This is a genomic window from Paraburkholderia sp. Ac-20347 (assembly GCF_017104805.1).
GTDB classification, from domain to species: domain Bacteria; phylum Pseudomonadota; class Gammaproteobacteria; order Burkholderiales; family Burkholderiaceae; genus Paraburkholderia; species Paraburkholderia tropica.
Genome location: NZ_JAAGPN010000027.1, coordinates 11,870 through 35,480 on the forward strand (window position 1 = coordinate 11,870; position 23,611 = coordinate 35,480).

20 protein-coding genes are annotated in these 23,611 nt (G+C 65.7%); 5 read left to right on the top strand and 15 right to left on the bottom strand.

Going from position 1 to position 23,611, the window contains the following annotated elements; all coding sequences use genetic code 11:
• Positions 1-55: 55 nt before the first annotated feature.
• The 6 genes from G3N97_RS08020 to G3N97_RS08045 all read right to left on the bottom strand — a co-directional run bounded on the left by G3N97_RS08020 (position 56) and on the right by G3N97_RS08045 (position 8,033).
• Positions 56-706 (bottom strand): PqiC family protein, encoded by a 651-nt coding sequence (locus G3N97_RS08020; RefSeq protein ID WP_205992743.1) that lies wholly within the window; start codon positions 704-706, stop codon positions 56-58.
• Positions 703-2,340 (bottom strand): MlaD family protein, encoded by a 1,638-nt coding sequence (locus G3N97_RS08025; RefSeq protein WP_205992744.1) that lies wholly within the window; start codon positions 2,338-2,340, stop codon positions 703-705. The genes G3N97_RS08020 and G3N97_RS08025 overlap by 4 nt, the downstream gene beginning before the upstream one ends.
• Positions 2,333-3,667, bottom strand: coding sequence for a paraquat-inducible protein A (locus G3N97_RS08030; RefSeq protein WP_205992745.1), 1,335 nt, complete (start codon positions 3,665-3,667; stop codon positions 2,333-2,335). Before G3N97_RS08030 ends, G3N97_RS08025 begins: the two co-directional genes overlap by 8 nt.
• Positions 3,668-3,807: 140 nt before the next feature.
• Complete coding sequence (locus G3N97_RS08035; RefSeq protein ID WP_205992774.1) at positions 3,808-5,277, bottom strand: efflux transporter outer membrane subunit; 1,470 nt, start codon at positions 5,275-5,277, stop codon at positions 3,808-3,810.
• Positions 5,278-5,296: 19 nt separating this feature from the next.
• Entirely contained in the window at positions 5,297-6,871 is a 1,575-nt protein-coding gene (locus G3N97_RS08040; protein ID WP_205992775.1) for an MDR family MFS transporter, read from the bottom strand.
• Between the two features lie 25 nt (positions 6,872-6,896).
• Complete coding sequence (locus G3N97_RS08045; protein WP_205992746.1) at positions 6,897-8,033, bottom strand: HlyD family secretion protein; 1,137 nt, start codon at positions 8,031-8,033, stop codon at positions 6,897-6,899.
• 102 nt (positions 8,034-8,135) lie between these two features.
• Here G3N97_RS08045 and G3N97_RS08050 point away from each other — a divergent pair, with 102 nt between their 5' ends.
• The gene (locus G3N97_RS08050) at positions 8,136-8,840 is read left to right on the top strand and encodes a CerR family C-terminal domain-containing protein (RefSeq protein ID WP_205992747.1); all 705 of its coding nucleotides are present in this window, start codon (positions 8,136-8,138) and stop codon (positions 8,838-8,840) included.
• A 127-nt stretch (positions 8,841-8,967) separates the two neighbouring features.
• On the opposite strand, the gene G3N97_RS08055 is transcribed toward G3N97_RS08050, so the two are convergent.
• The 6 genes from G3N97_RS08055 to G3N97_RS08080 all read right to left on the bottom strand — a co-directional run bounded on the left by G3N97_RS08055 (position 8,968) and on the right by G3N97_RS08080 (position 16,246).
• Positions 8,968-10,596, bottom strand: a complete 1,629-nt coding sequence (locus tag G3N97_RS08055) for a GMC family oxidoreductase (RefSeq protein WP_205992748.1) — start codon at positions 10,594-10,596, stop codon at positions 8,968-8,970.
• A gap of 60 nt (positions 10,597-10,656) precedes the next feature.
• Complete coding sequence (locus G3N97_RS08060; RefSeq protein WP_205992749.1) at positions 10,657-11,235, bottom strand: sugar dehydrogenase complex small subunit; 579 nt, start codon at positions 11,233-11,235, stop codon at positions 10,657-10,659.
• 47 nt (positions 11,236-11,282) lie between these two features.
• Positions 11,283-12,770, bottom strand: coding sequence for a c-type cytochrome (locus G3N97_RS08065; RefSeq protein WP_241030459.1), 1,488 nt, complete (start codon positions 12,768-12,770; stop codon positions 11,283-11,285).
• A 123-nt stretch (positions 12,771-12,893) separates the two neighbouring features.
• Positions 12,894-13,736: a cupin domain-containing protein gene (locus tag G3N97_RS08070; RefSeq protein ID WP_205992750.1), complete on the bottom strand. Its 843-nt coding sequence runs from the start codon at positions 13,734-13,736 to the stop codon at positions 12,894-12,896.
• Between the two features lie 27 nt (positions 13,737-13,763).
• Positions 13,764-15,053, bottom strand: coding sequence for an MFS transporter (locus G3N97_RS08075; protein ID WP_205992751.1), 1,290 nt, complete (start codon positions 15,051-15,053; stop codon positions 13,764-13,766).
• Positions 15,054-15,148: 95 nt separating this feature from the next.
• Complete coding sequence (locus G3N97_RS08080) at positions 15,149-16,246, bottom strand: beta-propeller fold lactonase family protein (protein ID WP_205992752.1); 1,098 nt, start codon at positions 16,244-16,246, stop codon at positions 15,149-15,151.
• Positions 16,247-16,504: 258 nt separating this feature from the next.
• On the opposite strand from G3N97_RS08080, the gene G3N97_RS08085 reads away from it, so the two are divergent.
• Together G3N97_RS08085 and G3N97_RS08090 are read left to right on the top strand one after the other, a co-directional pair.
• Positions 16,505-17,734, top strand: coding sequence for an alpha-hydroxy acid oxidase (locus tag G3N97_RS08085; protein ID WP_205992777.1), 1,230 nt, complete (start codon positions 16,505-16,507; stop codon positions 17,732-17,734).
• A 96-nt stretch (positions 17,735-17,830) separates the two neighbouring features.
• Positions 17,831-18,535: a substrate-binding domain-containing protein gene (locus G3N97_RS08090; RefSeq protein WP_205992753.1), complete on the top strand. Its 705-nt coding sequence runs from the start codon at positions 17,831-17,833 to the stop codon at positions 18,533-18,535.
• 17 nt (positions 18,536-18,552) lie between these two features.
• Here the strand turns inward: G3N97_RS08090 and G3N97_RS08095 are convergent, their stop codons facing one another.
• Both G3N97_RS08095 and G3N97_RS08100 read right to left on the bottom strand, forming a co-directional pair.
• Positions 18,553-19,647, bottom strand: coding sequence for a LacI family DNA-binding transcriptional regulator (locus G3N97_RS08095; protein WP_205992754.1), 1,095 nt, complete (start codon positions 19,645-19,647; stop codon positions 18,553-18,555).
• Positions 19,648-19,742: 95 nt separating this feature from the next.
• The gene (locus tag G3N97_RS08100) at positions 19,743-20,399 is read right to left on the bottom strand and encodes an aspartate/glutamate racemase family protein (RefSeq protein ID WP_205992755.1); all 657 of its coding nucleotides are present in this window, start codon (positions 20,397-20,399) and stop codon (positions 19,743-19,745) included.
• Between the two features lie 177 nt (positions 20,400-20,576).
• Here G3N97_RS08100 and otnK point away from each other — a divergent pair, with 177 nt between their 5' ends.
• On the top strand, positions 20,577-21,878 hold the full coding sequence (otnK, locus tag G3N97_RS08105) for a 3-oxo-tetronate kinase (RefSeq protein WP_241030460.1): 1,302 nt from the start codon (positions 20,577-20,579) through the stop codon (positions 21,876-21,878).
• A gap of 5 nt (positions 21,879-21,883) precedes the next feature.
• Complete coding sequence (locus tag G3N97_RS08110) at positions 21,884-22,534, top strand: aldolase (protein WP_205992778.1); 651 nt, start codon at positions 21,884-21,886, stop codon at positions 22,532-22,534.
• A 104-nt stretch (positions 22,535-22,638) separates the two neighbouring features.
• Here G3N97_RS08110 and G3N97_RS08115 read toward each other — a convergent pair whose 3' ends face one another.
• The gene (locus G3N97_RS08115) at positions 22,639-23,340 is read right to left on the bottom strand and encodes an antibiotic biosynthesis monooxygenase (protein ID WP_205992757.1); all 702 of its coding nucleotides are present in this window, start codon (positions 23,338-23,340) and stop codon (positions 22,639-22,641) included.
• Positions 23,341-23,611 lie beyond the last annotated feature (271 nt).

The following is a 23,611-nucleotide window of genomic DNA, read 5'->3' on the forward strand; positions in this document are numbered from 1 at the left end:
ATTGCGCTAGCGGACGCCCGGCCGTGTCATGGCCGGCCGTTCCGCGTTCAACGCATCATGGCGCTGCCGGACAGCTCACCGGCTTAGCCTTGCCGTGCTCGACCTGAAGCGAGCGGACGCCACCGGCGATGGCCTGCGAGAGCGCATCGACGGCGCGTCGATGGCCGGCCACCAGCGCTTGATAACCGTCGCCGACCGGTTCATTGAGCACGCTGCGGCAGGTCATGACGATCTGCGAGTCGAGCGAACGCACGCTCCAGACCGCGTCGATCAGCGCGTGCGAGCCGGGCCACGATTCGAAGCGCTGCACGTTCACGCTCACGCGATAGACGGGCACGCCTGCGGGATGCGGCGAGCCGTACACGTCGATGGTGTTCATCTGCTGCGTGAGATCGCCCGAAAGCGCGCGGCGAATCTCGTCGCCGGGCATCGACGCCCAGCGTTCCTGTTCGAGCACGCGCACCTGGTTCGCGTCGTTCTGTACGACGAACTGCGCTTTCGCGACTTGCGGCGGCACGTCGACGGGCGCGAGTTCGATCAGCCACGCCGGATTGCCGCTCGCGGCGGCAGCGGGTTGAGTGCGCGTCGCGTCGTCGCTCGGACTCAGCGTATAGAAGTGGCTGACGGGCGACGCGCAGCCCGCGAGCGCCGCCGCGAGCGCGAGTGCCGGAACCGTGGCCCGAAGCGGCATAAACCGGAACGTCATGGTTTGTCTCCTGATTTGCCGCGCAGCAGCGACTCCGGATGGCGCTCGAGGTAATCCGAGAGCGAGTTCAGCGATTGCAGCGTGCGCGTCAGTTCCTGCAGCGCCTGGTGCACGTCCGACTGCAGTGGCGAATCCTGCTGCAGCGTGGACTGAGCGGCGCTGAAGGTTTTCTGCGCTTCGGCGAGTGTGCCCTGCATCTGGGGCAGCAGCTCGTTGTTAACCTGACCGAACATCTGATTCGCGCTTTTGAGCGACTCATTGAGGTTGTTCCCGATCTTGTCGAACGGAATCTGATTGAGTTTCTTCGTGATATCGGCGACCTGCTGCTGGAGTTCGTCGAGCGAATTCGGCACGGTCGGCAATTGCATCGGATCGTGGTCGAGATCGGCCTTCGCGGGCGCCGCCTTCGGGAACATGTCGAGCGCGACGTAGAGCTGCCCCGTCAGCAGATTGCCGTTGCGCAACTGTCCGCGCAGGCCGTGTTGCACGAGGCGCTCGATCAGCGCGTGGCTCTGCGGCGAATCCGGCGGCGGCGTCGGACTGCCGCGCGAGCGGCGCACGAGTCGCAGCGGATAAAGATTCATCGTCACCGGCATCGTGAAATTGCCGCTCTTCGCGTCATAGTCGATGCCGATGTCGGTCACCTGGCCGAGCACGATGCCGCGGAAATCCACGGGCGCGCCGACCGACAGCCCGCGCAACGACTGGTTGAAGTTCATCACCACGCGAACGGGCTTGCCGTCGGGCTCGTGCATCGCTTCGCTTTCGTCGGACGCGAGCGTGAAGCCCGCGTTCGCCGGCGCCTGAACGCCAGCCGCTTCGCCCGGCGGCGTTTCGAACGCGAGGCCGCCCGCCATGACGGTGGCAAGCGACTGCGTGTTGACCTTGAAGCCGCTCGAATCGAGCTGCACGTTCACGCCGCTCGCATGCCACCAGCGCGTGTTGACGCCCACGTACTGATCGTAGGGCGCGCGCACGAACACCTGCACGGTCACGCCCGAGCCGTCCTTGTCGAGCGAATAGTTGATCACCTGACCGACCTGCATGCGGCGATAGAAGATCGGCGTGCCGATATCGAGCGAGCCCAGATCCTTGCTGTGCAGCGCGTATTGATGACCCTTCTCGTCGATGGTCACGGCAGGCGGCGTTTCCAGACCCGTGAAGTCGTGCGCGGTTTCCGCCGAGCGGCCCGCGTCGGCGCCGATGTACGCACCGGAGAGCAACGTGCCGAGACCCGACACGCCACCCGCGCCCACACGCGGACGCACCACCCAGAAGCGGCTGTCCTTCGTCGCGAAGCTGCCGGCGTCCTTCGTCAGTTCGACCGTCGCGAGCACGTGCGAGAGGTTCGGCGAGAGCTTGACCGCACGCACCGAGCCGATATCGACATTCTTGTACTTGACCTTGGTCTTGCCGGGTTCGAGCCCTTCGGCGCTCAGAAAACTGATCGTGATGGTGGGGCCGCGCATGGCGACTGATTTCGCCACGAGGCCGATGCCGATCAGCGCGGCAATGAGCGGCACGATCCAGATGAGCGACGGCAGCCAGCGTCGCGGCTCGACGATATCCGGGTCGTTTGCATCGGGCGGTGCAGCGTCGCCGGAAGGTGGCCGGATGCCTTTCGGACTAGTCATTCGAGTGTTCCTTTGTGTGTTGCGGGCGTTTCTGCGTCGCGCCGGGAACCGGATCCCAGATGAGCCGCGGATCGAACTGCATCGACGCGAGCATCGTCAGGATCACGACGGAACCGAAGGCGATCGCGCCCGGTCCGGCAGTGACGACGCCGAACGAGCCAAAGCGCACCAGCGAAACGGTGAGCGCGATGACGAAGATGTCGAGCATCGACCAGCGGCCGATGAATTCAACAATGCGATACAGCGTGGTGCGTTCCGCCGAGCGCCAGGTGGAACGGCGCTGCGAGGTCAGCGCGAGCAGTCCGAGCGCCGAGAGCTTGAGCAACGGCACCATGATGCTGGCGATGAAGACGATGGCCGCAATCAGCCACTCGCCGGTCAGCCAGAAGTGAACGATGCCGCTCAGGATGGTGTCGCCGCGATCGTGCGCGAGCGTCGCCGTGTTCATGATGGGCAGCACGTTCGCCGGGATATAGAGGATCGCCGCGGCGGACAGCAGCGCCCACGTGCGGCGCAGCGCATCGGGCCGTCGCGTGTGCAGCGGCGTATCGCAGCGCGTGCAGCGCCGGTCGTGCGCGTGCGGCTGCCGCGCCTCCAGTTGTCCGCAGACGTGGCAGCAATCGAGGCCCGCTTCGCGCGCGGTCGTGGGGCTCGTCGCTTCGCGTCCTTCGCCATGATGAGGGTGCTGATGTTGCGGTGACGGCGAACGGTCCGTTCCGCGAGCGCGCAACCTATCGACGACATCCCAGAGCCCGCGCGGATCGAACGCCGCGATGACGGCCAGCATGAGCGTCAGCGCGGCGAATGCGAACAGCGCCGTTTCCGGAATCACGCGTGCGATGCTCACCAGTTTGACGATCGCAACGAGTATCCCGACCATGAAGACTTCGAGCATGCCCCAGGGCCGCACGAAGCGAAGCGCCTTCATCATCAGGTTGAAGCCTGGCGCGACGATGCCGCGGCGCAGCGGCAGCAGCACGTAGAGTAGCGCGACCATCTCGATCAGCGGGAACAAGAAGGTCGCGCAGAACACCAGCGACGCAACGGACTGCATGCCCTCGCGCCACAGCACCACGAGCGCGCCGAGCAGGCTCGACTGCGAGGTGATGCCGTTGGCGTCGAGTTGGATGATGGGAAACGACTGCGCGATGACGAAGGTGACGAGCGCCGCGACCGTGATCGCGCCGATGCGGTCGAGCTGCGCCGCGTTTTCGCGGTAAAGCGCGGTGCTGCAACGCGAGCAGCGCGCCGACTGGCGACGCTGCAGGCGCGGCTTGCGGTAGAGCGCATCGCAGTGGCGACACGCGACGAGTGTGGGGTAGGGCATCCGGGACTATGTGGGGAAAAGCTTGTATAACGATCCGCCTGGATTTGCCGCGTTTTCGGCTGGCAGCGCGCGAGCCCGCTGGAAGGAGCGATCGCCTTGTGCGGCGATCGCCTCCACGTTCGCGGGCCGGCGCCCGGCGATCAGGTCTGCGGCGGCTGCCAGCCCAGGCCCAGACTCTTTTGCAGCGAGACGTAGTCCTTGAGCAACTCCGCCTGGCCCGCGACCACATCCTGCTGCGCCGAAAATTCAGCACGTTGCGTATCCAGCAGATCGACGAGGCTGACCGTGCCCGCGCGATAGCGCTGACGCGTCAGGTCCGCCGAACGCAGCGCGGACTTCTGCACTTTCTCCAGCGTCGCCAGATGTTCGCGCTGGTAACCGAAACGCGAGAGACCGTCGTTGGCGTCCTTGAGCGCGCCGAGCACGGTCTTTTCGTAGTTCGCGATAGCTTCGTCGCGCGAGGCTTCCGCGCCGTGCACCGCGCCCAGCGTGCGGCCGAAATCGAACAGATTCCATGAGAGATAGGGCGCGCCGAGCCACGTGGCGTTCGACTGGCGGAACAGATGGCCGGGGTCGGCGGCCGAATAGCTCAGATCGCCGTACAGCGTGACCTTCGGGAAGAAGTCGGCGATATGTTCGCCAATCTGCGCGTTGCTCGACGCGAGGCGGCGCTCGGCGGCGCGAATGTCCGGACGTTGCGCGAGCATCTTCGCCGGATCGCCCACGGGCACCGTGGACGGCAGCGCGGGCAACGCACGCGGCTGCGCCAGTTCGGCGTCGAGCGCGCCCGGCGCCTTGCCGGTGAGCACCGCGAGTTGATCGAGCGAGATTTCCACTTGCGCGGCGAGCGGCGTGAGCGTCGAGCGGGTGTTTTCGACCTGGGTCGTCAGGCGCTCGACATCGACATCGGCGGCCGTGCCGCCCGCGCGCCGCTGCTCGGTGAGCGTGAGACTCTGCTGCTGCAGGTCGGCGGTGCGCTGCGCGATGAGCAAACGCTGCTGCTGATCGCGCAGATCGATATAGGCCTGCGCGACTTCGGCGGCCATCGAGACCTGTGCATCGGCGAGGTCGGCATTGACGGCCTGGGACTGCGCATCCGCGGCTTCGATCGCACGGCGCGTGCCGCCGAACAGATCGATTTCCCACGAGGCGTCGAAGCCGGCGGTGTAGAGCGAGAGCGGGCCGCGTCCCGACGAACCCGCGCTGGAGTCCGCCGATGACAGCGCGCTCAGATCGGGCTCGCGCATGCGGACCGCGGCGGCGTCGGCGCTGAGCTTGGGCATCTCGGCCGCGCGCTGCTGCTGCAATTGCGCGCGCGATTCGCGCAGCCGCGCCTGCGCCGCGCGCAGGTCGGGGTTATGCGCGAAGGCGGCGGCGATCAGCGTATTCAGTTGCGGGTCGTTCAGCGCCAGCCACCACTGGTTGGGAGCGGGCGCGGTCGCGACGATGCCCTTCGCGGGCGTGCGCACGAAGCTGCCCGCGCTGGCCGCCTCGGGCGCCACGGCGGGCGCGCCGTGGTAGTCCGGGCCCACCGTGCAGGCGGCCAGCAGACTGGCGGCGCAGGCCACGGCGAGTGCGCCCGCACGAGGGCGGAGGGTAAAGGTTGTCATCATGTTCGATTCTTTAGCTTCAGTGACCGGCGGAAGGAGCGGCGCCAGGGCGCGGATTCTTGAGCAGCGCGGCAAGCGGAATGCACGCGAGCAAGGCTATGCCGAGCACCCAGAACGTCTCCGAATAGGTGATGACGGTCGACTGCGTCTGGATCTGGGCAGCCAGCTGCCCCAGCGCCTGCATCTTCGCGTAGGCCATGTCGCCGGTCTGCGCGAAGAAACTCGCCGCGCTCGCGACGATATGCGCCTGTCCGTTGACCGAATTGTTCGTGACGGCCTCGCGAAGCACGGCCGTGTGGAAGGTTTCGCGCCGGTCGATCAGCGTGCCGATAATCGCGAGGCCCACCGAGCCGCCGAGATTGCGCGCCATGTTGTAGATGCCCGCCGCGTCGCCGGATTCTTCCCGCGTGACCGTGGCCATCGCCGCCTGATTGAGCGGCATCATCGAGAGGATCTGGCCGACGCCGCGCAGCAGCTGCGACCACGTGAAATCGTGCCCGACGCTCTGCGCCGTGAGCGTCGTGTCGAGCATGCAACTCCACGCGAACAGCAGCAGGCCCGTGATCACCAGCATGCGGATATCCACCTTGCCCAGCAGACGCGGCAGGAAAGGCATCGTCAACATGGCCGGGATGCCGGAGAGCAGCATCACCATGCCCGACTGCTCGGCGTTATAACCGGCGACCTGGCTCAGAAACTGCGGCAGCAGATACGAAATGCCGTACAGACCCGCGCCGACCATGAAGACGATCACGTTGACGCTGGCGAAGCGCAGGTTGCGCATCAGCGAAAGACGCAGAATCGGCTTTTTGGCGACGAACTGGGAAATGGCGATCAGCAGCATGCCGAACAGCGAAACGAAGGTGAGCGTCACGATCATCTGCGATTCGAACCAGCGTTCGCGTTGTCCCTCTTCGAGCACCACGGTCAGCGAGCTGAGACCGATGGCGAGCCCCATGATGCCGATCCAGTCGGCCTTCAAAAAGGCTTCCCAATGCGGACGATCGGGACCGAGCCCGTAAAGCAGCAGCGTGATCAGCGCGAGACAGACGGGCAGGTTGACGAAGAAGCACCAGCTCCAGCTGATGTTTTCCGCGAGCCAGCCGCCGACCACCGGACCCAGCAACGGCCCGAGCAGCGCGGTCAGCCCGAATATCGTCATGCCGACCGGCAACTGCGAAGGGGGCAGGCGGGTGCGAATGATGGTCTGCGCGGTCGGGATCATCGCGCCGCCCGTGAAACCCTGGCCGATACGCCCGGCGATCATGACGGCGAGCGAGCCCGACCAGCCGCACATCATCGAAAAACCGATGAACAGCGTGGCGTTGACGAGCAGGAAATTGCGCAGGCCGAACACGCGCGTGAGCCACGCCGCGAGCGGAATCATGACGATTTCCGACATCAGATAGCCCGTGGAAATCCACGTGCCCTCGGTGCCGGTCGCGCCGATTTCGCCCTGAATCTGCGGCAGCGCCGAGTTCGTGATCGAAATGTCGAGCGTGGCGATCAGCGCGCCGAGCGCGCCCGCCGCGACGGCGATCCAGTCCGACGTGCTTGCGCGCTCGCCGTGAGCATGCGGGGCGTGCCCCGTCATGCCGGCGGGACTGGTGGCGCTGGCGTTACTCACGATGGTTCTCGGCGTCGATGCGTCGATCGTCGTCGCGCGAGCTTCGCGTATCGACCTCGGCGGTCACCGACATGCCGGGCAGCAGCACCTTGCGCGTTTCCGGACCGGTTTCGAGGCGGATGCGCACCGGCACGCGCTGCACGATCTTCGTGAAGTTGCCGGTCGCGTTCTCCGCCGGCAGCAGCGCGAACTGCGCGCCGGTGCCCGGCGAGAAGCTGTCGACGACGCCGTGAAGCTTGTGTCCCGACAGTGCGTCGACGGAAACTTCCACCGGCTGACCGATGCGCATGCGCCCGATCTGCGTTTCCTTGAAGTTGGCGGTCAGATAGGTGTCCTGAACCGGGACGATCGAAAGCATGCGCGTGCCGGGCTGCACGTACTGACCCACGCGCACCGTGCGGTCGCCGACGCGGCCCGAAATGGAACTCGTGACGACCGTATGGTTGAGGTCGAGCTGCGATTGCGCCGCGCTCGCCTTGGCCGCTTCGAGTTGCGCGCGCGCCTGGCCGAGCTGGGCTGTCAGCGCGCCCACCTGCGAGCGCGCCGATTCGACGGCCGCGTGGTCGGCGGCGAGCGTGGCCTGCGCCTGATCGCGCGAGCTCTTGAGTTCCGAAAGCTTCTCGGCCGTTTCCGCACCCGACGCCGCGAGCGGCGTGTAGCGCGCCACTTCGTCCTGCGCATGGCGCAGGCTCACGCGCGCCACGTCTTCCTCAGCCGCGGCCTGCGCGATCTTCGCGCGCTGCTGCGTGAGCTGCGCCTCGGCCTGCTGGATATCGGCGTTGCGCGCATCGACCGTGGCGCTGGCCTGGTCGAGTGCCGCCTGATATTGGCGCGTGTCAAGACGCACGAGCGGGTCGCCGGCCTTGACGGCCTGATTGTCCGCGACGAAAACGTCGGTGATATAGCCGCTCACCTTGGGGGCGATGGTCACGCTATCGGCCTGGAGATAGGCATCGTCGGTGCTTTCGATAAAGCGCCCGACGACCCACCAGTGGCCCGCCCAGCCTGCGGCGGCGGCGAGCGCCACGAGTGCGCCCCCGATCACCATGCCGCGTCGGGAACCGCGTGCGGGCGCGTTGGAGGTGGTTTCCTGATCAGCGCGCCCCGGCGCTCCAGCAGTTGTCGACATGGTTAAAAAACCTTAATTTATTCCAGATGGACGAATTATTCCACTCGGAAGATATCTGTCAAGTGTTATATTTTGGAAGTTTTCATTGACGCTTCTTTTTGTATGAACGAACCACGACGGCCCCGTCACCCCGGCGAGGGCGGCTACGCACGCGGCGAAGAGACTCGCCGAAAGCTGATCGACGCAGCCATTTCCCTGTTCGGGCAGCATGGCTTCGCGGGCGCGTCGACGCGTGATATCGCGGCGCGCGCGGGCGTCAACGCGCCGGCGCTGCAGTACTACTTCGAAAACAAGGAAGGCGTGTACCGGGCGTGTGCGGAGGCGATCGTCGACGACGCGCTTCAGGTGCTCGAACCGGCGCTGTTACAGGCTCAAGAAACGCTGAAGGACGAGAGCGCGACGCAGGAGGCGCTGATCGAAGCGTTCGTCGCGCTGCAATGCACGATCGCCGATCTGATGTTCAAGAAGGGGCGCGAGACCGACCGCCGGCTCTTTTTTGCGCGCGAGCAGGGTGGCGGCGAGCCGGAAATCGGCACGCAGGTGCTGCGTGAACGCTTGCGTGCGCCGATGAACAAGGTCAATGCGGCGCTCGTGGCGCGCATCACCGGACGTGAGGAAAACGACCCGCTGACCATCGTGCGCATGATCAGCATGTGGGGGCAATATTTTGCGTTTCACGTCGCGCGCGAGTCGACGCTGTCGTTGCTCGGCTGGGGCGATATCGACGGGGAAAACGCGGAGTTCGTGAAGACCGTCGTCAGTGCGCAGACACGGTTGTTGCTGAATTCGTGGCGCAACGAGGCATAGGATTTTGCCGTGATAGTCCGCGCCGGTTCGGCGCGGGAGGCGAGAGTTCACCTCATCGACCAGAAAAAGCGCCGCCATCCTGACGACGCTTTCCCGATCAAGCGTTACGACACCCGCCGCCCGCGCATCAAATTTCCTTCAGCAACGTATCGGCCACACGCAGGCTCAACGCGGCGCCCGTGAGCGTCGGGTTCACGCAGCCCACGGCCGGCATCACACTGCATCCGGCGACGAACAGATTCTCGTGATCGTGCGTGCGGCAATCCGCGTCGACCACCGAATCTTTCGGATTCGCGCCCATGATCGTCGTGCCCATGATGTGCTGGCGGTTCTGATGGTTCACGTCCGTGGACGTGATGTCCGCGTTCAGAAAGCTCGCCATCCGCTGCAGATCCTTGAGCGCGAAATCGCGCCCCGCGTTCCAGTAGTCGTCCACGCTGTAGTGGATCGACGGCACCGGCAACTGCAGCGCGTCGGTTTTCGTTTTGCTCGGCGTGACGCGGTTTTGCGGCAGCGGCAGCATTTCGAAATCCACGGCCCAGTTCATGTCGCGCGCCGAATGCAGGCGGATCTGTTCGTCGAGCTGGCTGCCGAGCACGCCTTTGGCCAGCAGCTTCGAGGTCAGTTGCGCCGTGGGCACCGTGTTGCGGACCTTGGTTTTATAGCTCGGAAAGCGCTTGCGAAACTCGCCGTCGCGATAGTTCATGTAGATCAGCAATTCGGTCGGCCCCTGGCCGGGCCACATATCTTCGTGCGCGAGCATGCTGACGCTGATGCCCGTGTTGTCCATCAGATTGCGACCCACCATATCCGACGAGTTCGCCACGCCGTTCGGGAAGTCGGCCGAGGTGGACATCAGCAGCAGTTTCGGCGACTCGATCGCATGCGCGGCAAGTACGAAATAACGCGCCGTGAGCCGATGCGAAGCCCCGTCGGGCGTCTTGTAGTGCACGGCGCTGATCTTGCGGTCCGGACCGACTTCGATGCGATAGACGACCGCGCTTTCGAGCAGTTTCGCGCCGTGTTTTTCGGCATCGTCGATGTGCATGGAGCCGTCGTACTTCGCACCGATCGGACACACCGGATTGCAGTTGTTGTTGCCCGCGCAGACCGGCCGGTTGCCGTACGGCCGGGTCGCGCGGCCATTCGGTTCGCTGATCGGGTTGTAGCCGCCCGCGCGCAGCATCGCCGATGCGCGGTTGAAGAAATAGCTGTTCGGCAGCCCTTTCATCGGATACGGCTTGCTGCGCGGCGGGAACGGCGCGCCGCCGTTCCCGCCCTGGTCTTCTTCGTCCACGCCGCTCACGCCGAGTTCGTATTCGGCGCGCGAGTAGTACGGCTCCAGTTCGTCATAGGCGAACGGCCAGTCGCGCCCGCGTCCGTACAGCGTCTGGATCTTGAAGTCGTTCGGAATCATGCGCCACAGCGCCGAGCCGAAGTGCCAGGTCGTGCCGCCCACGACGCGCAGATACGCGGTCTTGTAGGGCACGGGCCCGGTCTGCTGAAGATAGTCGCCGTAAGTCGACGGCGCATACGGCATGCTGGGAAACGGCGATCCCGCGCCCTGCAGCTTCATGTTCGCGAGCGACAGTTTCACCGGCGCGTTGCGGAAGGTCTCGACGACGTTCGCGCGCTTCACGCGCGGTCCCGCTTCGAGCACGATGACTGACTTGCCTTCGCGCGCGAGCGTGCTGGCGACCAGCCCGCCCATCACGCCCGACCCGATGACGATGACATCCGCGTCAAAATTGCTCATGACTCTTTTTCTCTTTCGACTCTTGGGACTCTTGGGATAGCGAGCGGCGTGCGCGCCGCATCAGGCCGTGGCGGGCTTGTCGCCCCAGGCGAGCGGCCCCGGACCGTAGGTCGGCACCGCGAGCACGCCGCGCGTCGGGCGATACATCAGCGACTCGGCGTAGGTGATCAGCTCGGCGTCGGCCGCTTCGCCGACGATGCCGAGATACCACGCGGACACCACCTGTTTCGCCGTGCCAAACAGCGCGCTATCGACGGGCGTCGCGGCGAGGAAAGCGTCCATGTCGGCGAATTTTGCTTCGTCGATGCGCGTGATCAGCGCGCCGATTTTCGCGGCGAACGCCGGGTCGCGATGCGACAGCGCCGCGTAAAAGCGCGCGCCGGTTTCCTGGTCGAGATCCCGCTGACCGGTGACGAACATCGACAGGCGCAGGAACGCGGCCCGCAGTGCGCTCGACGCGGCTTCGGCGTCCTGTGCGGCCATGGCGCGCGGCATCAGCGACGCAATTGGCAGCGAGCCCGACGTCAGCGCGGCGAGCGCGGCGCCCGCCGCGACGGCCAGAAAAGTGCGGCGCGACGGGCAGGCCGCGCGCGCCTGAGCCTTGCGTTGCGGCGCGTGCGCCGGTTGTTCTTGCGACATGGTGAGGTCCTTCAAACTGCACGGCTGGGTGGAATCGGCGGGGCGGGTCACGGCGTCGCTCCATGCGGTTTGCCGCGCGTTTTACGTCGCGCGCGCGTCGTCCTGGCGACGAGCACGATCACGACGACGATCACGAGGGCGAGCGCGACGAGACCCGGCAGCGCGAAGCGGCCGAGCAGCGCGAGCGCGGGCGGCTTGCCGCCTTCGCGGACCGCTGCAACGTCCTTGTCGCTCACGCGCACGTCGGGATTGCCGAACTGATGCAGCACGTAATTGGCGACGTCGGCGACGTCCTGGTCCGAGAGGCGATCGGTGAAACTCGCGCTCGGGCCGAACGCGGGCATGAACGCGGGTTTGCCGTGCGCATCGCGTTGCAGGCCGAACAGGATCACTGAGATCAGGTTCGACGGATCGGCCGCGCCGGTTGCCGTGTTGTGATAGAGCGAAGGGTAATCGTGATTGTGCAGTCCGCCGCCGTCGACCTGATGGCACGCCGCGCACGAACCCGAGAAGATCTGCCAGCCGCGCGGCGGCGTGGCCTCGTTGCCGCGCAAGGCGGCTTCGGACATCGGCGTGCCGTAGGCGAAGCGCGGTTGCGTTTCGCTGTCGCGCATCGGCTTCGTTTGCTTCAGATACGCGGCGATGGCGCTCAGATCATCGTCGGAGAGATATTGCAGGCTGTGATCGATCGCCTCGGCCATCGGTCCGGCCGCCTGCGCCTTGCCCGGCACCGAGCCGGTTTTCAGATACTGCACGAGCTCCGCATCGCTCCAGCCGCCGATACCGCTGACCGGGTCCGAGCTGATGTTCGGCGCGTACCAGCTGCCGAGCGAGCCGCCCGCGAAGGCGTGCGCGCTGTCCTCGCCCATGAACGCGTTGCGCGGCGTATGGCAGGCCGCGCAATGCGCGAGCGCGTTCGCCAGATACGCGCCGTGGTTGATCAGCGGCGAGCGCTGCGGATCGGCTTCGAACGGCTTCGTGTCGAGAAACAGGGCGTTCCACACCTTCATGCTCGCGCGCACGCTGAACGGGAAGGGCAGCGCGGTCTGCGGCGGCGTGGCGTCGACGGGCGCGACCGCCTCGCGAAACCACGTGTAGAGCGCGTGCACGTCGGCGTCGCTGAGCAGCGCATAGGACGTGTACGGCATCGCCGGATAGAGATGCTGACCGTCGCGACGAACGCCGCGGCGCAACGCATTCGAGAAGTCGGCTTCGGAATAGTCGCCGATGCCGCCGTGCGTCGAAGGCGTGATGTTGGTCGAGTAGATCGTCCCCATCGGCGAGTTGATCGGGTAGCCGCCCGCGAACGGTTTTCCGCCCTGCGCCGTATGGCAGGCCGCGCAGTCGGCGGCGGTGGCGAGATAGCGGCCGCGTGCGAGCAAGGTCTGATCGGCGCTCGATGGCGCATCGGCGACGGGCGCGCTCGCCACGTCGGCGGCGACCGGCGCGCTGCCTTGTGCGAAGGTTGCGGACGGCAGGCACGCAGCGGACAGCGCGGCAACGAGCGCCGCGGCGAATACGGATTTAACAGGCATGTTATTGGGGGTTGTGCGCGGCTTGGTGTATTCGGACTTCTGGCGACGGGGCGCTGAACGACCCCGAGGCGTCACGACGATGAAGCACGCACCCGCGCGAGGGCGGGCGCGCAGGGAGACGGGCTAGAGCAGCTCGTACTCCATCATTTCGAGCGGCGTTTCGCCGCCGTTCGTGAGCGTGCGCGTGCCGGCTTCGGTGAAAAACGCATCGCCCTTATGCAGCGTCGTTTGCTTGCCGATGTCGCCGGGCGACTGCTCGATCAGACGCTCGCCGGACAGCACGACGCGCAGGCCCGGCCCGAACTGCCGGTACGGCGCGGCGATCTCGCCGGGTTGCAACCGCACGCGCCAGCCGCGCACGCGCGCCTTGTCGAGCACCAGCGAGAAGCCGCTCAGACCCGAGCGGTCGGCGTTGCCATAGTTGCCGCGTTCGAGCGCGATCACTTCGAAGGCCACCTGATGAATCAGCGCATTGCCGATATTGCTGACCTGATCGACGATGCCCGCCGTCTGGTAATCGCCGAAGCGCACCGAGCCCGTCACCATCTCCACGACCTTGCCCGCGCCTTCGCCCTTGCGTTGAATGAAGGAGCGCGATCCGTTGATGATGGTGTTGACGAACGTGAGGTTCTGCGCGTGCCACATCGTCGATTCGCCAGGCCGGATCATGACGCGCATGACGCGAATCTGGCTGTTTTGCATGACGACGTGATGCAGCGGTTCCTCGGACGTCGGTACGACGCGGCTGCCGACCGCCGCGGCCGAAGGCGGGGCGGCGCCCGTGGCGCTGTCGTCGGTTGGCGCGCTGTCGCCGGCGGCTCGCGCCGTGCCCGGCAGGAATCCGGCCACGACCGACAGCAGGGTCGATCCCGCGCCCAGCAGCATGGCGTGGCGGCGCTGGCTGTCTACGCCAGCCGCGCTGCTCGCCTTGTCCGCGTTGTCCCGAGGAATGTCACGTTCAGTCACTGATCTTTGCTCCGTTTCTAAAACCGTTCACGCCTGCGACGAATCGAATGCCGGGTTCCGGCGACCCGCCTGCGAAGTGATGAAAAACAGCATGGCGAGCACGCCCAGCAAATCGATCGCCGCGCCCAGCAGAAAGCCGCTGTCGTAGCCGCCGAGGTATTGCACGGCCATGCCCATCAGCGCCGGTCCGACGATGCCGGACGTGTTGGCGATCAGATGGACGAAGCCGCCCACGCCGCCCACGTGATCGGCGGGAATCAGCTCGTGGATGGTGGCCCAGCAGGCCTGGCACGCGGCGGAAAGAAACATCACGGCCAGTGCGACCAGCGCGACGATCACGGGCGTCGACTGCGCATGCCCGACGCTCAGCACCGAAATGCCTGAGAGCGCGAGCGGCACGATGGCGGTCAGCTTGCGCGCGAGCAGCTTGTTGCTCATGCGCTTGAAGAGAATGTCCGCGACGATGCCGCTGCCGAAGTAGCCCACGCCGCCGCAGAGCCACGGAATGACGCTTACGAGACTCATGGTCTGCACGCTCAGATGCAGGCCGTGCGTGAAGTAACTCGGCATCCACGAAATGAAGACGTAGAGCATGTAGTTCGCGGCGAACAGACCCGCCGCGACGGCGAGCGTGCTCGGTTGCAGCAGGAACGATTTGAGCGGCGCGTGCGGTTTGGCTTGCGTGTGATCTGTGCGGCGGCGGCTCGATTCGATCAGCTCGCGCTCGGCCGCGCCGACGCGGCGGTTCTCCGCTGGACGATTGGTGCCGAAGATCGCCCACGCCACGAGCCACACCAGACCGAGCGCGGCGATCACGACGAACGCGGTGCGCCAGCCGAGCGCGACCGCCGTGAGACCGACCACCGGACCGGCGATCGCGCTGCCCACGGTTTGCCCCGAGAACGTGAAGCCGATCATCGTGGCGGTTTCCTCGCGCGGGAACCAGTTCGTGATGGTGCGGTTCGTGGTGGCGTTCATCGGCCCTTCGCCGAAGCCGAACAAGGTGCGCAGAAACAGCAGCGAGAAGAAACCGGTTGCCGTGGCCGTGAGCCCGCAGATCAACGACCAGCCGCCCATCGCGAACGAGAACACGCGATGCGGGCCGTAGCGGTCGGCGAGCTGGCCGCCGACGAAGGCGAACAGCGAATACCCCACGAAAAAGGCGCTAAAAATGAAACCCATCTGCGCGGGCGCGAGATGCAGTTCGTCGTTGAGGATGGGCGCGACGACGCCGAGCGCCGCGCGGTCCATATAGTTGATGGCCCCGGCCAAAAATAGCAGCGTGGCCACGACATAGCGATATTTACCTGGTTTCATCCCGTCTCCCGGATAACAAAAGATTCTGTATTTATGGGGTGAAGCCGCGAACCGTCCTGGGGGCGCGAGGCCCCGCGCGTGGCTCGCTTTTGGCGCTATTCGAAATGCGCGATCGTCACCCAGTTCGCGTCGCGTCCGCCTGGTGCATCGTGCAGCAGACGCAGCGCGCCGCTTTCGTGATCGATGCCGTACAGCGCGACGCGCGGTGTGTTCTGGCCCGCGACGACCATGAAGCGGCCGGTCGGATCGATGGCGAAACTGCGCGGGCTTTCGAGCGTGGCGATCGTGTCCAGATGCTCGATACGGCCGTTCGCGGCATCCACCGAGAAACGGCTCAGCAGGCCGCGCGTGCGCTCCGATGTGTAGAGAAAGCGGCCGTCGGGACGCATCTGGATATCGGCGCAATAAATGGAGTCGGGCGCGTGCATGTCGTGCGCGGCGAGCGTGACGCCCGAAGGCGGACGCGCGCGGCCGGGCACCATGCCGGTGTCCGCCGGAATCGACGGCACGCATTGTCGTTCGACGAATCGCAGCGCCTGCGCGCCGTTCGCTTCCACCACGCGTTCGAATACCAGCACCGTGCCGAGCAATTCGTTCAGCACATACAGGAAGCGTCCGTTCGCCGACAGTACGGCGTGACGCGGCCCGGAACCCGGCGCGGTCGCGAGCGTATAGGCGGGCTCCGCGCTCAACTGTCCGGAGTCGGCGTCGAAGCGCAGCGCGTGAACGCGGTCGTCGCCGAGCGCGGGCACCAGTACGTGCGCGTTGTCGTGATCGACCACAGTGGCGTGAGGCATCGGGCCGATATCCACGGTACAGGCGGGCTGTTGTTGCGGCAGACCCTGGGCGTCGAGCGCATACGTGCTGACGAGATTCGCGCCATACGAGGCGGCCAGCAACCAGCGCGCCGAAGCGTCGATGCGCAGATTCACGAAACTGTTCGACACGCTCGTTTGCGCGAGCGGCGTGAGCGCGCCCGTGGACGGATCGACACGATAGCTCAGGATGGCAAAGGGCGCGCGACGCACCGCGGCGTGCAGCGTGTTCGTGACCGGGTCGAAGCAGAGCGGCATGACCAGTTGCGCCGCCGGCGTGCGCGCGAGCGGCTGCAGTTCGGCGCGCGCGGGATCGAGCCGATAAGTGCTGATGTCGCCATCCTCGGCGTTTGACACGTAAACGTAGGTATTGGCCATGTCGCAGCAGGCGGCGATCGCCGCGCTCCTCCTGATATCCGGACGTTCACGGCGACGGAGAACCACTGATCTCCGGATGCAGCAACGTGCCGCACCTTGCCGTTGACGATCTTTGTGCCGCCCTGATTGATTTGACGAATTCAATGCATCCATAATACACTAAATCTTGTAACCGATTACAAATTTAAGAGACTTGAAGGCGATCTTCCGGCGCTTGCGTGCGGTGGTCCGAAGGAAATGTCGATGACGAACCCTACGATGGATGGTGCGGGCGGTGCGGCGAAGGAAGTGGCCGAACCGTCGCGAAGCGGCAACAAACCCGCGGCAGCCGCGGTGCCGCGCGCGTTCCGCGACCTGCTTGCGCTGGACGATTTCGAGCGTCACGCAAAACGCGTGCTGCCGCCGATGATCTTTCAGTACGTGGCGGGCGGCGTGGAAACGCAGTCGGCCGTCAAGATGGCGCGCGACGCCTATTCGCGTTACGCGTTTCTGCCGCGCATGTTCGTGGACGTGTCCGGGCGCGATCAGGGCGTGACGCTGTTCGGGCGGCGCTATGCGCATCCCTTCGGCATTCCGCCGCTGGGCGGCTCGGCCTTCGTGTCCTATCGCGCCGACCTGCGTTTCGCCGAGGCGGCCAAGCGCAGCAACGTGCCGATGATTCTCAGTGCGTCCGCGCTGATCACGCTCGAAGACGTCATCGCCGAGAACCGCGATGCGTGGTTTCAGGCCTATCTGGCGGGCGATCAGCCGCGCATCGACCGGCTGGTCGATCGCGTCGAGCGCGCCGGTTACGAGACCCTGGTCGTCACGGGCGACACGCCGATGCTGGGCAACCGCGAGCACAACACGCGCAGCGGCTTCAGCATGCCGATCCGGATGACGCCGCGCGTCATGTGGCAAAGCGCATTGCATCCGCGCTGGCTGCTCGGCACCGTGGCGCAGACGTTTCTGAAACACGGCGCGCCTCACTTCGAGAACACGGATGCCGAACGCGGGCCGCCGATGATGTCGAAGAAGGTGCGCAACACCAACAAGCGCGACGAACTCGCGTGGCGGCACGTCGAGGCGATCCGCAAGCGCTGGAAGGGCAATCTCGTCGTGAAAGGCCTGATGACGCCCGCCGACGCGCGCATTGCGCAGTCCTGCGGCGCCGACGCCGTGATCCTGTCCAATCATGGCGGCCGCCAGCTGGACTACGCCATCGCGCCGCTCGACACGCTGGAAGAAGTCGCGTCGTTCAAGCAGGACATGAAGGTCATTATCGACAGCGGCATCCGGCGCGGGACCGATGTGATGAAAGCGATTTCACTGGGCGCGGACTTCGTGTTCGTCGGCCGGCCGTTTTTGTACGGCGCGGTGCTCGGCGGCACCGATGGCGTGCAGCACGCCATCAAGGTGCTGGCCGACGAAATCGATCGCGATATGGCCTTCCTCGGCGTGCGTACGCTCGATCAGCTCACGCCCGCGCACGTGCGGCGCGTGGCGTGACGTAGCGCGACTTCACGCTACGTCGCGCCTGGGAAGCGCGCCCTACGCGGCGCGCTTCGCATTCCGCTTTCTCCGCTTCCTGGCAAAGGATTCTCCATGTCTACCTCTTCCTCCCGTCTTCCCGTGCGCCTGATGTCGGGCTTCGTCGTGCAGACGCCGTTTGCGGCCGGCATCGTCCCGCGTTTCGAGCAGAGCGGCGGCGCCGTGCAGATCGAGTGGAATCCGACCTCGGTGATCGTCAAGGCGCTTCATGCGGGCCAGCGCGCCGACGTGCTGCTCGTGACGCGCGAGGCGATGGATGCGCTGGTCGAGCAAGGTATCGCCGACGCTGCGACGCGCGTCGAACTGCTCAGCTCGAATCTGGGGCTGGCGGTCCAGCGTGGCGCGCTGCATCCGCGCATCGACACCGTCGAGTCCTTTCGCGACACGCTGCTCGGCGCGCGCTCGGTGGCGTATTCGAAGGGCGGCGCGAGCGGTATCTATTTCAGCCGGCTGATCGAGCAGTGGGGCGTGGCCGATGCCTTGAACGCGCGGGCCACGATCATCCAGGACGGACTCGCGGCGGAGAAGCTGCTGACCGGCGAGGCGGATGTCGCGATCCAGCAGATCAGCGAATTGCTCACGGTGGCGGGCATCGAGATCGTCGGGCCGTTTCCGCCGGGCGCGCAGCAGCCTTTGTCGTTTTCGGTGGCGTGCTTTGCCGGGACGCAAAACGCCGAAGAGGCGAAGCGTTTCATTGCCCACATCAACGACGAAGCGGCGCGCGAGGACTATCGCCGGGCAGGGCTGGACCCGCGCTGACCGGCTCGCGCGCGCCGTCAGGCGCTGGTGGACAGCGGCGAATGCTTGCGCCGCCGGGTGGTAGCTTTCACGGGCGCGGGCCCGGTGCTGCTGCGCACGATCAGCGCCGTTTCGATGCGCGGCAGCGAAGCGGGATGCGGAATCTGGTCGAGGCAGCGCAGCAGATAATCGGCCGCCTGCTCGCCGAGCTGCGTGAGGTCGACGCTCACCGTCGTCAGGGACGGCGTGAGGTGCGCGGCGAAGTCGTAATTGTTGAAGCCGACCACCGAAAGATCTTCGGGAACCCGCATGCCTTTCGACGCGGCCGCGAGCAGCACGCCGAACGCCAGTTGATCGTTGCCGCAGACAATCGCGGTCGGGCGCGTTGCCGGGTCGGCCAGCATCTTCAGCGCCGCGAGGCGCGCTTCGTTGAGGCTGAAAGCGTTGTCGACGACGCGTTCGCGCGGCAACTGAAAACCGCTGCCGCTCAGCCGTTTGCGGATGCCGCGGATACGGTCGGTGACGCGATCGTTGGTGGGCGGAGTGCCGACGATCACGCCGATGTCGCTGTGACCCAGCTGCACGAGATGATCGGCGATCAGATGCCCGATCGCCATGTTGTCGTAGCCGATGCTGGGCCGCCGCGCGTCGATCGCGAGCATCTGCACGCAGGGCACGCCGCGCTGATCCACGCGTTCCCACATCTTGGGGTCGTGCGTATGACCCACGACCATCAGCGCATCCACGCCATGACCGAGCAGTTTGGTCACCGCTTCGAGTTCGGCGGCGGGGTTGAAGTCGGAACTGGCCAGCAGCAGCGTGTAGCCCGACTCGTTGAGCCGGCGCTGGAAGGCGTTCAGCGAGCGCGAAAAGGTCTGCGTCTCGATGGTCGGCACGACAGCGCCGATGGTGAACGTGCGGTTCAGCGAGAGCGCGCGCGCCGCGCCGTTGATCACGTAGCCAAGGGCGTCGCAGGCCTGGCGCACCGCCTCGCGCTTGTCGGCGCGCACCGAGTCGGGCTTGTTCAGCACGCGCGACACGGTCGCGGTGGACACCCCTGCGTGGCGCGCGACGTCGGCCACGCTGACGCGCGGGCGAGCGTCAGATGCCGGTTGGACGGCTTCCGTTGCCATGTTCTGGGCGGCTCCTGGAGTCGAGATCGAAAAGTGGGGCGGCGAAACAGCCATTATCGCGTGAAAGCGCCCGCGCGGCGTGGCGCGGGCAGCGATCAGCGCGACTGGAGCAAGGCTTTCATGCGGGAAACCGCGGCGTCGGGCGCGGTCAGGACCGGCACGGACGTCGTGGCCCGAACCGCGGCGGCCGCGCGCGAGGTCGAGAAATGCGCGAGCATGATGGCGTCGCAGTCGGCGAGTTCCGGCGCACGTTCCGCGACGAGGCGATTGTGGGTCTCGACGTCGCCCTTGCGCAGCAGGTCGATCGCGCGGTCGACGACGATCGTGCGCAGCGTGGCCGCGACGCCCGATTCGCGCACGTATTCGTCGAACTCGTCGGTCATCGTCTTCACCGACGGCCCGAACGTGGCGAGCATGCCGATGCGGGTGCCCAGCGCGAGCGCTTCGCGGAACATCGCTTCGTTCGGCTTCAGGACCGGAATGCCGGCGGTGGCGGCCAGCTTGTCGATCGCGGGGCCGAACGCCGAGCAGGTCACGAGGATGCCGTCCGCGTCCATCGCCTTGCCATAGAGGCCGAAATTCACGAAGCGATCGATCATCTTCTCGCTCAGTTCCGTTTCGCGGGCGCGGTCGATGGTCAGGCCGTCGTCGAGCAGATTGACCGTTTCCGCTTCGGGCCAATGTGCTTCGAAGGCGGTGTGAACCGGTTGCATGGCGACCGGCGTCGCGTGTAACAGGACAATGCGGGACATGACTTCTCCGTCAGGTTTGCTGATGCTAGAATTGTAACCGATTACAAATTTGGGCTGCAGACGGATTGAGGGAATTTTGCGTTACCGCTTTTTTTCCGCCGCTTCGCGCCGTCTGCCGCTCCGTTCCGGTCATCGATCGCTGTCCCGCCGCGCGTGGGGCGCATGGAAACTGCCATCATGAAACCTGATTCGACCTTGCTCGGCTGCATTGCCGACGATTTCACCGGCGCGACCGATCTCGCCAGCATGCTGGTGCGCTCGGGCATGCGCACGGTGCAGACCATCGGCGTGCCGGGCGTGCCGCTCGATACGTCCGCGCAGGCGGTCGTGGTCGCATTGAAATCGCGCACGTCGCCGCGCGACGAGGCCGTGGCCGAGTCGCTGGCCGCGCTCGAATGGCTGCGCTCGCTCGGCTGCAAGCAGTTCTATTTCAAATACTGCTCGACCTTCGATTCGACGGACGAAGGCAACATCGGCCCCGTCGCTGACGCGCTGATGAAAGCGCTCGGCACCGATTTCGCGATTGCCTGTCCCGCGCTGCCGGAAAACGGCCGCACGGTGTATCGCGGCACCTTGTTCGTGGGCGACGCGCTGCTCAACGAGTCGGGGATGCAGAACCATCCGCTCACGCCGATGAAGGACGCCAACATCGTGCGCACGCTGCAGCGGCAAACGCCGTCGAAGGTCGGCTTGCTGCGCTACGACGCGGTGCAGGGCGGTAGCGAAGCGCTCGCGAAGGCGCGCGAAACGCTGAAAGGCGAGGGCGTGCGTCTTGCGATTGCCGATGCCATTTCCGAAGCCGATCTTTACGCGCTCGGCGAATCGTGCGCGTCCGACCTGCTGGTGACCGGCGGTTCGGGTCTCGCACTGGGACTCCCGGGGAATTTCGCGCGCGCCGGTTTGCTGCCCGAGGACGGCGATGCGCAGGCGCTGCCCGCGGTCGACGGGCTGTCCGCCGTGCTGGCGGGCAGTTGCTCGCGGGCCACGCAGGGCCAGGTGGCGCACTGGATCGGCCAGGGGCGTCCGGCCTTTCGCCTCGACGCGCTGCGTCTTGCGGAGAATGCGCAGGCGGTGGTCGACGAAGCCTGCGAGTTCGCGCAACGCCATATCGGTCACGAACCGGTGCTGATCTACGCGACGAGCGCGCCGGAAGAAGTCGCGGCGGTGCAGGCGAAGCTCGGCACCAGCGAGTCCGGCAGTCTCGTCGAGCGGGCGCTCGCGCAGAGCGCGCAGCGTTTGCGCGATGCGGGCGTGCGCCGCTTCGTGGTCGCGGGCGGCGAAACGTCCGGCTCCGTCGTCAGCGCGCTGGATGTGGGCGCGCTCACGATCGGCCCGCAGATCGATCCGGGCGTGCCCTGGACGGTGTCCAACGGCGGCGAGCGCTACGCACTGGCGCTGAAGTCCGGTAACTTCGGCAGCGTCGACTTCTTCGAAAAAGCGCTGCAACAGTTTGAACAGATGGGAGGAGCCGCACGATGACCACGATGACGAGCGCACAATATGCCGAGAATCGCGCGCGCGAAGAGATCGCGCGCGTGGGCGCGGATCTGTATTCGCGCCGCTATACGGTGGGATCGGCGGGCAATATCAGCGCGCGCCTCGAAGACGGCTGGCTGATCACGCCGACCGATGCCTGTCTCGGTCATCTCGATCCCGCGGCGATTGCGAAAGTCGATCGCAACGGAGAGTGGGTGAGCGGCGATAAACCGTCGAAAACGCTCGCGCTGCATCGCAACGTGTACGACACGAATCCCGCGATGCACGGCGTCGTGCACACGCATTCGACGCATCTCGTGGCGCTGTCGCTCGCGGGCGTGTGGAAGCCCGACGACATCTTGCCGCCGATCACGCCTTACTACGTGATGAAAGTCGGTCACATTCCGCTGATTCCGTATTGCCGTCCCGGCGATCCGGGTGTCGCCGAGCGCGTGCGCGCACTCGCCAACGAAGTGCGTGGCGTGATGCTGGAGCGGCTGGGGCCGGTGGTGTGGGGCAAGAGCGTGTCGGAGGCGGCGTATGCGCTCGAAGAACTCGAAGAGACCGCGCAACTCTGGTTGATGACTTCGCCGAAGCCCGAGCCGCTCGGCGAAGCGCAACTCGAAGAATTGCGCGCGACGTTCGGGGCGAAGTGGTAACACCTGCCATGCAGGTGGTGGGGTCCTGCCGAGGACGGCAGGGCTCAGGCGCCGCGCGCTACGCGTATCAAACGCGGTTTAGAAACGCGGTGTAGAAACGCGGTTTAGTTGTCCGTGACGTCCTTGAGCAGCACGCGGCCGTCGAGCATCGGCTTGGCCAGCGTGATGGCGTAGCCGCTGCGAATCTGCTGGATCACGGGACGCTTCAGATTGTCCTGATGCGTCGCCTCGCTGGTCCAGCGTTCGAGCTGAACCATTTCGTTCTTGTCGTCGGCGTTCTGATAGACCTCGAACGAAACGTTGCCGGGCGCGGCGCGAAACGTCGGCGAAACGGCCGCGACGTCCTCGTGGAATTTCGCCGATTCAGCGGGTTTCACCGAAAGAAACACCAGCACATTGCTGGTCTGATCGCCCTGCGCGATCTGCTTCGGCTGAATGCCGGCGTCCGGCGTCGCCGGAATAATGCGCATATGCGCAATACCGCCGTCCAGATCGGCCTTCGCGGCCTGGTGCATCTCCAGCAGCGCCGGCTGCTTCATATGCGCCTCATAGGCGGCCTGATCCTTCCATTGTTCGAGCACGTACAGCGTAGTCGGCGAAGTCGTCGACTGAAACACGGTGAACGACAGATTGCCCGCTTCGTCGCGCGCATGGGCGGCGTTGTGACGCAGCGCCTGCAGGAAAGGCTGCAATTGCGACGCTTTAACGTGCAAGGTCGAGAGATTCGAATACGGCAGCGCGTTCGACGCGGCGTCCGGCGTGGCCGCGAAAGCCGAGGCGGCGATCAGCGCGGAACTTGCGAGCACAACGAGTTTCCCGGTGCGATTGCGGAGTGTGGCGAAGCATGAATGGCGCATGAGAAGAGGCAACTCACTCGAAAAAGGAAGTACTTCATGGTGCCAGATCCCGGGAAATCAAACATGAAGAATCCTTTAGGTTGCGCAGGTCCGCAGTCGGGCGCGACACCACGATGCTCGCCTCGCGCATCGTGAATAACTTCGGTATCCGTATTAAAAATGAATCGTGTTGCGCGTGCCCGTGCCCAGTCCGAGGCGGCGAACTACGCTTTTGCATTAC